This window comes from Paenibacillus sp. SAFN-054, from assembly GCF_051966755.1.
GTDB lineage: Bacteria > Bacillota > Bacilli > Paenibacillales > Paenibacillaceae > Paenibacillus_AQ.
Map to the genome: position 1 here is coordinate 358099 of NZ_JBQCKS010000004.1, position 11539 is coordinate 369637.

Annotated in this window: 11 protein-coding genes; 7 read left to right on the forward strand and 4 right to left on the reverse strand. The window is 50.5% G+C overall.

The annotated features are described in order from the left end of the window. Positions 1–135 precede the first annotated feature (135 nt). Positions 136–2214 (reverse strand): GxGYxYP domain-containing protein, encoded by a 2079-nt coding sequence (locus ACTHPM_RS20235; protein ID WP_440396974.1) that lies wholly within the window; start codon positions 2212–2214, stop codon positions 136–138. Positions 2215–2743: 529 nt separating this feature from the next. On the opposite strand from ACTHPM_RS20235, the gene ACTHPM_RS20240 reads away from it, so the two are divergent. Next, entirely contained in the window at positions 2744–3190 is a 447-nt protein-coding gene (locus ACTHPM_RS20240) for a DinB family protein (RefSeq protein ID WP_440396973.1), read from the forward strand. 239 nt (positions 3191–3429) lie between these two features. Next, on the forward strand, positions 3430–3945 hold the full coding sequence (locus tag ACTHPM_RS20245; protein WP_440396972.1) for an SRPBCC domain-containing protein: 516 nt from the start codon (positions 3430–3432) through the stop codon (positions 3943–3945). A 68-nt stretch (positions 3946–4013) separates the two neighbouring features. On the opposite strand, the gene ACTHPM_RS20250 is transcribed toward ACTHPM_RS20245, so the two are convergent. Next, positions 4014–4925 (reverse strand): hypothetical protein, encoded by a 912-nt coding sequence (locus ACTHPM_RS20250; protein WP_440396971.1) that lies wholly within the window; start codon positions 4923–4925, stop codon positions 4014–4016. A gap of 330 nt (positions 4926–5255) precedes the next feature. Here ACTHPM_RS20250 and ACTHPM_RS20255 point away from each other — a divergent pair, with 330 nt between their 5' ends. From ACTHPM_RS20255 to ACTHPM_RS20275, 5 genes are all read left to right on the forward strand, one after another. Continuing rightward, positions 5256–5606 carry a PadR family transcriptional regulator gene (locus ACTHPM_RS20255; RefSeq protein ID WP_440396970.1) on the forward strand — a complete coding sequence of 117 codons (351 nt, stop codon included), beginning with the start codon at positions 5256–5258 and terminating at the stop codon, positions 5604–5606. Next, positions 5603–6283: a permease prefix domain 1-containing protein gene (locus tag ACTHPM_RS20260; RefSeq protein WP_440396969.1), complete on the forward strand. Its 681-nt coding sequence runs from the start codon at positions 5603–5605 to the stop codon at positions 6281–6283. Before ACTHPM_RS20255 ends, ACTHPM_RS20260 begins: the two co-directional genes overlap by 4 nt. After that, positions 6273–6842, forward strand: coding sequence for a DUF4825 domain-containing protein (locus tag ACTHPM_RS20265; RefSeq protein ID WP_440396968.1), 570 nt, complete (start codon positions 6273–6275; stop codon positions 6840–6842). Before ACTHPM_RS20260 ends, ACTHPM_RS20265 begins: the two co-directional genes overlap by 11 nt. A gap of 146 nt (positions 6843–6988) precedes the next feature. Next, positions 6989–7936 (forward strand): phospho-N-acetylmuramoyl-pentapeptide-transferase, encoded by a 948-nt coding sequence (gene mraY, locus ACTHPM_RS20270; RefSeq protein WP_440397288.1) that lies wholly within the window; start codon positions 6989–6991, stop codon positions 7934–7936. A 145-nt stretch (positions 7937–8081) separates the two neighbouring features. Next, positions 8082–9020 carry an exosporium glycoprotein BclB-related protein gene (locus ACTHPM_RS20275; RefSeq protein ID WP_440421647.1) on the forward strand — a complete coding sequence of 313 codons (939 nt, stop codon included), beginning with the start codon at positions 8082–8084 and terminating at the stop codon, positions 9018–9020. A gap of 408 nt (positions 9021–9428) precedes the next feature. On the opposite strand, the gene ACTHPM_RS20280 is transcribed toward ACTHPM_RS20275, so the two are convergent. Together ACTHPM_RS20280 and ACTHPM_RS20285 are read right to left on the reverse strand one after the other, a co-directional pair. Next, entirely contained in the window at positions 9429–10658 is a 1230-nt protein-coding gene (locus tag ACTHPM_RS20280; protein ID WP_440396967.1) for a glycosyl hydrolase family 8, read from the reverse strand. Between the two features lie 500 nt (positions 10659–11158). Then, positions 11159–11395, reverse strand: a complete 237-nt coding sequence (locus tag ACTHPM_RS20285; RefSeq protein ID WP_440396966.1) for a DUF6953 family protein — start codon at positions 11393–11395, stop codon at positions 11159–11161. Between the last annotated feature and the right edge of the window lie 144 nt (positions 11396–11539).

The following is an 11539-nucleotide window of genomic DNA, read 5'->3' on the forward strand; positions in this document are numbered from 1 at the left end:
ACAGACCGCATCAAGATGTTGTTTTTCTTGCGATATCAGGAAGATCTAGCTTCGAATCTTATACTTTCTGATATCTTGACTAAAAAACGGCCAACGCCTTTGGCATTGACCGCTCTTTGTTAACTTTTCATAATTTTACGGCTTGGCTGGCAGATGGTTTGCCTCCCGGATGAGGGAGAAATATTGGTCTGCCAACACAGGCTGGTATTCCGGCCCGAGCGAATCCGTCAGCTTCAGCACATCGGTCGGCGTCATATTCCAGGCGAGCAGCCCGAGGGATACGAACAGTGGGGATTTGCCGTCCCACTTCGCTTTGGCATCCGCCAGAATCTTTTGTCCGTCCGCTACGGTACTAATGCCCTGAATCGTCGATACCGGCAGGTTCCCATTCAGTATATCCACGCCGAAATGGTCTTCCCAGCTCAAGAACAGACCGTTCGGACGGTAGTTGTCCTCATACGCTTTGATGACCGAATCGCTGAGAGGTACGTTCTGGTTCGCGATGCGATTCAGTACGTAAGGTACGGTCATGCCAGTCTTTTTCAGGTACGAGGAGGTCTCCTTCAGAAATGCGGGAAGCGTCTTCTCCGGCCAAGCATTCGGATAGAAGTATCCGCCGCCGGAAGGTCCGGCGATCAGCTGGTCATTCGCGGTTACCGTGCTTCTGTAGTAGTTCAGCATCGCTGGCGCCCCATCGTACAGCATAGGACTCGACGTCCAGTTGATCGGGACGCTGCCTCGGTTCGGATCATCCCACAATTGCCGCATCCGGTGCTGGTTGTACTGGAAGTTGTCACCCTCGCTGAAGGTGTACGTTACATAAATTTTATTTTCGAGCTTCGGCGTCTTGACCTTATCCGACGGCAGCGGCCCCTGGCCCTTGTTCTCCGTACCGGAAAATACCGTCAGATTGCTGAACCAGTCAGCAGCAAGCACGTAGACGCTGTGGTTCGACAACAGCTCTACCCCGTTGAACTCGCCTTCCGTATCGTTGCTGAACCAGCCGAGGTATGGCGTGCCTGCAGGAACATCGGCCAGAATCTTATCAAACAGTGCTTTTTGCTCAGGCGTATTGGTGCCCAGCCAGAATACCATCGCCTTGTTGGCGACCGCATAATCACGGAGATAGCCGTACGGCTCTTTCTGTTCCGATGAAGGCGGAGCTTCATTGCCCGCAAACACCTTGAATTGGTTCCACATGTCCACCGAAGCGGTCAACGACTTCGTGCCGGCAGGTACTTTAAATTCGTAGACAAAGTACCGCCCGTTGTCTGCGAACCGGTGTCCGCCGCTGCCTTCCGAAAGCTGCGAGCTTTGAGCATCGTACAGGAAAGGCTTCTCGTCGTCGGTTCCGGGCACGAACCGGGCGATGGTCTGGCCATCAGCCTTTACGGTCACTTCGTGAACGGCCGCCCCCCATCCGTCCTGCTGGAACGCATCCTCAAAGCGGAGGTATACCGCCTCCGAACCCAGGAAAGACGTCAATTCCAGATCGTAGGTCTGGCGATTCTTCGCATCCCGCTCCTGCGTTTTCTCCTCGGCCACCACTTTGAACGACTGCGGAAGTCCCGGAGGCAGCTTCACCGACGTATCCGGGCTGAGCCCGATCAGCATCCGGTGCGTTGTCTGCTTCCACAAATGATCATACTGCCAGGTATAAGCATCCATCTTATCCTTAAACTTGCCCTGCAAATCATCGAGCACCTTCAGGTTGTATGGAGCCGATGCCAGCTTGGCGCTGAGCTCGGGACTTGCCACCACCGCATCCTTGATCCCGGCAAGGGTTGTCGCCACATTGATACTGTCCGGCACTTTCGGATCGTAAACGATGATTCCCTTCACTTCTTTCTTGAATTCGGTCACCAATTCCCAAGGATCGTTATGCACCGTATAAGGTACCTTGAGATCGTTCAACCAGGTCATCTTGCCTTCCTCCTGGTTTTCAAGCAGATAAATCCGGGGCTGGCTCCTGTTGGCGATACCCTGCAGGGTCGCAAGCATGAGCTTGACGTCGCCTGGGGCGTCATAAATGTCCGCTACCTCCAGACGCTTTACCTTCGCAAAGGCTGGAAGCGCCTGCGATTGCGGCCATTTGATGCCGCTCTTGCCGCTGGACGAGAATGACTGGCTAGGCGCGGGATCGGCGGATGCACCCATTGAAATGGACAGCATGCAGACGGCAGCAAGACAAACCGCGGTGAACTTACGAAGCATAAACGATACACCTCAACTTTACGATGATTTGGTTGGCAGATGAAAGAAGCGACGTTCCTTCCGGCCCGAACCTGAAATCTTCCGCATGCTGAACGCCGGATGAATCGAGGATCTCCTTCACAGCTAATATATATAATCTATATTTAATATATATAATATAATTTTACAATATCCTGGAAAATAAACCGTACTATAGGTTCATCCATTTAGGCCTTTGTTCCGAATGAACCGGCTTCATTTCGACAAATTATACCGTGTCCGTCCGGGGCCACAGACATGCCGTACGATGCCTCCGTATGCCGGTATGCTTTTTACCCTTCTTTTTTTATTGCCTATGTTAAATTCTAATGTTGATATTGAATCATAAGAAAACCGCCTCAGTTGAAAGGCGGTTCATTAAGCTGCACAATTACTGTGTTATTTTGTCTTTGAATTGACACCCATGAAAAAAAACCTTAGCGTAATAACCAATTATTGATCCACAACATTAGTGTGGGTACAATCTATAAAACAAATTGGAGGAAATAACATGGAAGCGATCTTACAACATCTTAATTTTAGGATTACGGATGTTCCATCCAGAATCCATACTTATTCTGAACTCGATTTTTCGATTCGGACCCGACCAAACGGTTGGTCAAAAAAGGAAATACTCGGGCATCTGTGTGACTCCGCACTTACTAATTTACAACGATTTGTGCGTTCTCAATATGAATCTGAGCCTTACTCAGTGTTAAAATACGCCCAGAATCATTGGGTGGAACTCATGAATTACCAAAACCTAAGCATTGATCATATTTTGGCTCTTTGGGTTATGTTGAATAAGCAAGTGGCTGAAGTCATTGCAAACATTCCCGAAGACAAGTTGCTGTATTTATGCGACATTGGTGAAGAAAAACTTGTTACGTTAGAGTGGCTTATAAAAGACTATGTTGATCACTTGGATCACCATCTCGAACAAATATTTAGTACATAACTGTCACTAGCTTAACAAGAATAAGCAGAAATCCGAAGCCTTTTTATTAAGGCCGCTTTTATATATTCCTTGACAGGAATATTCCGTATCGGGTATATTATTTTCAACAACAAGAGAATGGATTATCGGCTCCCCCCTCCCGGCCCAGTTTGTAAGAACACGGCAATCCGGGAGGCGACTCACAGGAATCGCAGTTCATGAAACGTGAATAGGATCATTCAAGTCGAGGAGGAATTATGATGTCAAGCAGCACAATGGTTTCTAGAGTTGAGAACGAGCGAGTGTTGATTTTGGAGCGCGTTTTCGAGGCACCGCGCGATCTCGTGTACAAGATGTTCAAGGAGCCTGAACATCTTAAGCATTGGTGGGGCCCTAGAGGCTGGGAACTCACGGTATGCAACGTGGATTTCCGGCCGGGCGGCGTTTGGCACTACTGCATGAAATGCATGGATCAGCGCCAGGGGGATTTTTATGGCATGGAATCTTGGGGCAAAGGCGTCTATAAGGAAATTGCTGAGCCAGAGTCGATCAGCTACACCGATTACTTCTCGAATGCTGAAGGCACCACGGACGAAAGCTTGCCGTCGACCGAGATCCGGCTGGAATTCATGGATCTGGGTGGCAAGACGAAGCTCGTCAACCGTGCTGAATATGTGTCCGCGGAAGCCCTCAAGACTGTGATGGACATGGGTATGATTCAGGGTATCACCGAAACCTGGGATCGCTTGGATGAGCGTCTGAATGAGGTCAAGTAAGGAAAATAGGGAACAGCCGCCTGACTCTCTTGGAGCCAGGCGGCTGTTTTTATTTCGGACGTGCTCGTTTACAGCACAGAGCTAAGCTTGGCGTACGAGAGCGTCTTTTTAATATAGCTCGCATTGCTGTAATACTTGGCACCCGACTCGAAGTTAATGTACAGATTGCCTTTGATGATAGCCAGGTCCTCGGACATGTTCGGAATCTTCATCGTTTTTTTCAGTTTCGGTGAGGCGGCCTTCGTATAGATGCGAAGGTACCCGGGATTATTCCGCCCGTAAGAAGTAGAGAAAATCAGATGGTTGCCCGTAACGGCGACGCCTTGAACTTGTGCCGGCGTTTTGTACGTCGTTTTTGGACTCGATGAAGGATTCTCGGAGCTGCTCAGATCATACCGGTACAAGGAAGAATTGTTCTTCTCGTTGAACTTGCCGACATATAAATCTCCATCCGCCACCGTGGCGTAGGAGGAAGCCTTCAGCTTGAAGCCCTTGTTCAACTTCAGATGGCTGTTGTTCTTGGCTGCAGCCACGTCGCTCAGCTTATAGCGCAGCATGTTGTACTTGGAATCCTTGGCGTTAGTGGAAGACGCGATCCAGAGGTAACTCCTGGACACGCCCATCCCGCCGACATGGCCGGTGTGGGATTTTTTCTCGTCCGACAGATACACGTTTTTGACGATCTTGCCGGTCCCTGCATTGACGACGGCGATCAAGCTGTCCTTCACGAGAGACTCGTTGCTTTTGTTATGGTAGTAGTAAGAGATCAGAATCCAGTTCTTGGACGGGATGTACGTCATGCCCTGCGGCACGTAATGCGTATCCAGATTGGGGATCTTCGGGCCCTTCTTGAACACCTTGTGATACGCGGCAAAAGGGTCCGAGGCGGCAGCGGCCTGGCCGGGCAATGTTCCCAGCAGGAAAGCAGCGGCGATGATGGCGACGGACAAAACGGTAACCAGCTTGCGAAGCAGCGTCATAGCTGCACCTCCTGTTTATGTTTGTGCTGCAGGATGATTTCATGCTGCAGTTGTGGGCATTCCCGGGGAGCATAAGGATGCATGCCGGGAATTCATCTCGTAACACTTATTAAACGAGAGCGACACCTTTATAATCTTAAACAGCAGCCATGCTCAGAAGAAGAGAACCGCTCCCTATTTTTCGGTGATGAAAGTCCCATTTTCGGGAACGGCAAAAAGGACCCATGGTCATACCATAGGGCCGTGATCTTATGCGTAGTGATTGGCAGCGTATATTACATTGCCACACATAGTATTATGTGATACATTATTTGCACGAGGTGAACGCGCGTGGGAGAAAGCAGCATCAGCAGTGACTTGATCCGCGGCCATATTGATACGATCATCCTCCGCATTTTGGATGAGGGCGACAATTATGGCTATGAAATTATGAAATCCATCTTCAAATACAGCCAAGGCCAGTACGAGCTTAAGGAGCCGTCGCTGTATACCAGCCTCAAGAGGCTCGAATCCCAAGGGTTTATCACGTCTTATTGGGGGAATGAAAGCCAGGGCGGCCGCCGAAAATATTACACAGTGACGCCCCTCGGGGCAGAAAACTACCATCGCAGCGTCGAGGCTTGGAAAATCGCCAAGAGGCTGATTGATCAGCTGATTGAATCCGGGGAGGGATCGAATTGAATTCATTACAGAAGCACGTGAATCATTTATTCGCGGGGTACGCGCCCACCCGGCAGGTCCGGGAGTTGAAGGCGGAAATCCTCAGCAATCTGGAAGCCAAAGTCGCGGATTTAACCGCAGAGGGCATGGATTACGGTCAAGCCGTGGAAGCCGCCAAGGCCAATATGACAAGCGTGGCGGGATTGCTTGAGGAACAGGCTTCTTATGACAGCTTTACATATCGGACGGCCATGCTGCAAACCGCTTTGCTTTACTGCCTGGTCGCCTGGATCGTCACGATCCCGATGCGGCTCTTCCGGATCGCGGAGAATCTCAGCCTGCTGCTGCCGCTGATCGCCCTTGTGCTGGGCGTCATCTACCTGATCCGCCGCAGCTCGGCTTCCCGCGCGGACGCTAAGACTGCAAGCTTCAACCAAGCGGCCGCCATACTCAGCCGTAATCTGGCCTGGATCATCTGGGGTATCTTCATTCTGGCGATGACGATGTCTAAGGCGGCGCTTCATATGGGCAGCAATATCTGGTTCGGCAGACAGCTGCATATTTCGGGGCCCTACCAATTCGGCGTACTCGCGGCAAATTATGCCTGGCCGTTCGTTACCATCATCATTCCGCTGCTCTTCAGCGCCTCCGTCCGCCTGAAAATAAAATACGAGGCAGGTAAAGGCCATGTGGACTAAAAATAAATCGATCCTGCTGCTCGCAGCCGTGGGTGTTCTGTTGTTCTCAGCGGTTCAAGGCATCGTACTGCCGCAGTGGGACCGGAATGAGCAGATCTATGCGGCCGAGCAGTTAAGCCCGCTGACGCATGATCTGGAGAGCATCATGAAGTATCAGAACAAATACATGGGCAATGCTTCGAACCTGTCGAACCTTATGCATACCCTACCTCTTAGCGAGGTCCGCAGCACGATGGAACTTCATCCGGACAGCCTGACCGCAGACATCATCTATCATTCAAGGGCCACCGATGTGGATCCGGAGAAGCTTGAACAAACGCTCATATATAATGCTACCGCCGCTTTTGCGTTGATCGACAACCTGAAGCGGATCCGCTTCAGATTCGATGACCGGCTGTATGAAACCGAGCGAGGCCGGCTTGAGGAGTGGTACGGTAAAAGGCTGTCCTCCTTGACCGACTCTCCAAAAATCTGGAAGCCGGATGTCCAGCATCCGCTCGCAGAACCCTCTTATGTGAAAAAGGGAATCTCCCGCCTGTTTACCGTGACGGACGCGTAAGCAGGCCTTTTTCATTGTCGTCATCCGAAAAAACCTCATCCAGCTTTCCATTTCCCCCACATGAAAGGAATGTTTGTCCAGTACTCCGAATTAAATAGAATATAGAAACCTATTTTTCCAGAAAAGGGTGTTATCGCATGTTTGAAATGATGGCCATATCCGGCTTGTCCTTTGTGCTGGTGGCAGTGCTCATGCCGATGCTGATCTGGACCCTGCGGAGACTCCGTCTGACGCAGCCGATCCGGTCGGAGCTGCCGGCGGATCATCAGGCCAAACGGGGAACCCCCCTCATGGCCGGGCTGATTCTGATCGTCGGCGTGGCGACCTCCCTGCCATCGCAGCCCGTTCCGCTCATGCTGCTGCTTTGCGCGACGTTCCTGCTGTTCAGCTCCATCGGCTTTCTGGACGACTTCAAAAAGGCTGCCTGGCAGGACCCCTCCGGCATCTCGGGGCGCATGAAGCTGGTGCTGCAGTTTACATTTACGGGCATGCTGCTGTACGCGCTGCTGCACTTCTTCGGGCTGACCACCGATATAGCGCTGTTTCACGGTTATCAGCTGCATCTGCCCCTGTATGCGTACGTAGCGATCATGATGCTATTCGTGGTCGGCTCCGCCAACGCCATCAATTTTACCGACGGGCTGGACGGACTGCTGATTAACGTGGCGATTCCGACGTATTTCTTCTTTTTCATGATATCGGACAAACCGGAGGTGCAGACCTTCTCGCTCGTGATGATCGGCTGCCTGCTCGGCCTTTTCCTGTACAACATTTATCCGGCTAGGGCCTTCATGGGCGACACCGGTTCGCTGGCAATCGGAGGCTCCCTGTCCATTCTCGCCGTGATTGAAAAGGTCGAAATCCTGATTCCAATCCTGTTCTTCATCTATCTGGCCGAACAACTGTCGGTCATTCTGCAGGTATGGTATTACAAGCGCACCAAGCTCCGTCTTTTCCGCATGACTCCGATCCATTTCCACTTCAGCCTGAAATACGGGTGGAGCGAGAACAAAATCGTGATGATTTTCGGCTTCATCTCCTGGTTGTCAGTGCTCATCTGCTGGCTAATCTGGAAGTATGTGATGATAGGATGAATGGAAAGGGTAACAAAGCCCGGAACCAGCAAGCCTATCTTCTGTTTTATATGGAGGGGAAATAAGCAGATGTCTACCATACACTAGTCCATACCTAGCTAGGGAAGAACACATAGACTAATGAGAAATCTATGGAGGTGTCTATGTGAAAAGAGTAATAGTTCGTACGAAATCTGTGAAAAGCTGTAATCCATCCATTAGAAAACGTAAATTAGTGAAAAAGGGCAGACCAAAATTCCAACAGAATCGCGCTGAAGTAAAGATTAAGATTAACAACCCGATTGCCCCAACAGGACCAGCAGGACCAGCAGGGCCAGCAGGAGCAACAGGAGCAACAGGAGCAACAGGGCCAACAGGAGCAGCGGGTGCAACAGGGGCAACAGGGGCACCAGGCACACCAGGAGCACCAGGCACACCAGGAGCAACAGGCGCGGCAGGAGCAACAGGCGCGGCAGGAGCAACAGGCGCAACAGGGCCAACTGGCGCAACAGGAGCAACAGGAGCAACAGGGCCAACTGGCGCAACGGGCGCAACGGGCGCAACGGGCGCACCCGGAGGGGCAGGGGCAGGCAGCATCATTCCATTTGCCTCGGGAGCGCCTGTAGGAGTAGGAACTACCACCGGTGGCGAATCAACTACTGTAAGTCTGATCGGTTTCGGAAGCACGTCAAACTTGGTTTTTCTTACTGGCGGCTCGGTCGATTTAACAGGAGAAGGAGGGATTACTAACTTTGCCTTTTCTGTTCCTCGGGCTGGGATCATTACTTCGATTGCTGCCTTTTATAGTAATTTTAGTCCGGTTACTTTGACGGATGTCACCGTTACAATCATAGCTCAATTGTATCAATCAACTGCACCGAATAATATTTTTACACCGATTCCCGGCGCTCTGGTTGCTCTCCCTGGTCTCACTGGAACTGTAGCTTTAGGGGAATTCGTGAATGGCATCACGACAGGCTTGAGTATTCCTGTGACACCTCAGACCCGTTTATTGATGGTTATATCCTCAACGGCGACAGGATCTGCCCCCACACTAGAAACTTCACTTATAGGCTATGCCAGCGCCGGAGTTAATATAGAATAAGCGGTTGGATGCTGACTGAATAGGCCTTCCATGTAAAGGGAATAAATGCGGGATAAGGTGGAGTGGGAACCAACTCTGAACCGGTATTTATTCCCTGAGGTTTTTGTTAAAGTACGCGAAGATCATGTATGTTATAGAAAGGAATTGTTAGAGATTCTTACATAAAGGTGTTTAGAAAATACAGAATGGCGAATTTGCAGCTATATTTCTGAACTTGTATGCATATCTGGCAGTACAGGGAATTCATACGCACAATTCTGTGGAAAAGCCAGCTACGTATTGACCTGATCTGTTCTGTAAAGGTAATCGTAATCCCAGAGGCAAAGGAGCCGATGAATAATGATATAAATAAAAAAACCAGGAGCCCTGGCTCCCGGTTTAACTGCCTATGCACAAGAAATTGAGTGATTAGTACGTCCACCAGTTGCCGGACATGACGATCATGGAGAACAGCTTGATGCTGTCTTCGTAGTAGCCCTCATTCGAGCTGCCGGCCGTCTTCGTCCAGACGGAGTTCAGCCAGCTTTGGTTGGACGAGGAGGTCATAGCGCTGACGCCGAACGGAGCATAGAATGCGCCGCTGCTGTAAGAACCGGTAACGGTGCCGTTCAGCTTGTAACCGTCCTTGATGCTGCTTGGGTTGCTGCTAACTTTCGTTTTGATCCAGCTGTTCATTTGATTAAGCTGGCTCAGTGCGCGGTTGTCGCCGCTGATCAGATAGTCGGTCGTGATCCGCCAAGGCGTACGGCAGGAATTGTAGTCGTAATACCCGTCGTTTGCACCTTCAAGGAAATCGGCGGATGCCGGCTTGTACGTGGAACCGGACAGAACGACGAAGTCAGGCAGCAGCCCCGTGGAAGAGCTGTAGCCGCTGTAGAGCGAATTGATGATCGTGTACGTCTTGTCGATCACGTTCGTCCACTTCGTATCGCCCGTCGCCGCTTGGAAAGCCTTCATATGGTTCAGCATGAAGTCCGAGGGGCGGGTAGCGTTTTTGTAGGTGCTGTCGGTTGCCCAGTCACCAAGGCGCAGCGTCCATTGGGTCTGGTTCACGTCGCTTTGCATAATGGCGTTAATCATGTCCTTGCCTGCTTGGAGATAATTTATCGTGCCGCTGCTGCCCCACTGCTTGTCCGCGAGCAGGAGCGAATAGGCGATATCCATGTCGCCATCGGTGGCCGAGTCGGCCCCCTCGATGTTCTGGAAGCTGCTGTTTTGTTTCCACGCCATCAGCTTGGAATTGTTGTCGCTCGGATGTGCTTTATAATATTGATAAAGTCCGTCAAAATAGGTCTGCGCGTTGCTGTCGTACCCGGCCATCAGGACGGTTGCCAGCATGCCGTAGCCATGGGCTTCGGACACGGTATCCCCGTTGGACTCGTATTTCACGTAATATTTGCCGGTGCCTGCCGGCTTCAGGTAAGCGGATTTCCAGCTGTTCCATTTGTTCTGAACGGCGGTGTCCATCGCGCTTTGCGTGACGTTGTTCGGTTTGATCGTGCCGCTGGTATATGTCGTGTGCTGCGGAAACGGCTTGTTCGGAGAGGCGAAAGCGAATCCTGTTGGAATCAGAAGAAAAGCGAGACAGCACATCGTAACAGCCTTGCTGCTAAACGAAAATTTCCTGGTTTTTCTCATTAACTTACGCTCCTTTTAGGTTCAAATGGTTTACAATCCATGACATAACCTTTAAGCCGGATGAAATGCAGCGTTCGAAACGACAATCGAAGCCTATGAACCGATTCGTGGCACTTCTCGCCAAGGTCACCTCCCCCAAAATTAAAGCGCTTTAACTTTAACGCTTATATATAGTTTAGTATGAATGTTAATTATTGTAAATAGGGCTTGGGAAGGCTGTATCCAAAGTCCCAAATCGACATGTTTCCCGCAATAAGTTGAGACCATACTACAAGGCAGACCATACGCTTTTAACGATGCGCGTTCATACGATTTTCATGTAAGATCATATGTACGACATAACTTAAAGAGCCCCCGGGCATGCGCCCCGGGAGCTGATATGAAGCTGATTGTTTCTATGCACGCTAGTAAAGGCAGTTCCTTGGCATGTTATGACTCCGAACTTCACATTGCGTTTCTATAGCATGACCCGCTGCTTCCGCACCAACGAGCTGCTTGTGTTACGTCCACGCCCACATAAAACCGTCCCGGTCCCAGGCAATCCGACCGCCGTGGAGCTTCCGGAAAGCCTTTTTCACTTCCTTTTCCAGCGAGGCATTGCCGTTTTCATTCACGAAAACAAACTCTTCTCCAAAATGCTCGCGTACGTAGGAAACAGCCTCGGTTTGATACAAAATGCCTTTGAACCTGATCTCCTGTACCATCCACTCGGCTACCTGCTGTGCCGTAAATGCCATCATTGCATCGATCCCTTCCGTTCTGATATAAAATGAACGAACATTTAACCTGCTTTCATTCATCCTATGCAAGTCCACCTATTATAACAGATCGGATATGAAAATCGATGATGCTGTGCCTGTGGGTGTACTCACGCTGATCAT

Excerpts from the sequence above, each read along its gene's own strand:
- ACTHPM_RS20235 (WP_440396974.1), bottom strand. The coding sequence starts at position 2,214 with ATGCTTCGTAAGTTCACCGCGGTTTGTCTTGCTGCCGTCTGCATGCTG.
- ACTHPM_RS20240 (WP_440396973.1), top strand. The coding sequence starts at position 2,744 with ATGGAAGCGATCTTACAACATCTTAATTTTAGGATTACGGATGTTCCA.
- ACTHPM_RS20245 (WP_440396972.1), top strand. The coding sequence starts at position 3,430 with ATGTCAAGCAGCACAATGGTTTCTAGAGTTGAGAACGAGCGAGTGTTG.
- ACTHPM_RS20250 (WP_440396971.1), bottom strand. The coding sequence starts at position 4,925 with ATGACGCTGCTTCGCAAGCTGGTTACCGTTTTGTCCGTCGCCATCATC.
- ACTHPM_RS20265 (WP_440396968.1), top strand. The coding sequence starts at position 6,273 with ATGTGGACTAAAAATAAATCGATCCTGCTGCTCGCAGCCGTGGGTGTT.
- mraY (WP_440397288.1), top strand. The coding sequence starts at position 6,989 with ATGATGGCCATATCCGGCTTGTCCTTTGTGCTGGTGGCAGTGCTCATG.
- ACTHPM_RS20280 (WP_440396967.1), bottom strand. The coding sequence starts at position 10,658 with ATGAGAAAAACCAGGAAATTTTCGTTTAGCAGCAAGGCTGTTACGATG.
- ACTHPM_RS20285 (WP_440396966.1), bottom strand. The coding sequence starts at position 11,395 with ATGGCATTTACGGCACAGCAGGTAGCCGAGTGGATGGTACAGGAGATC.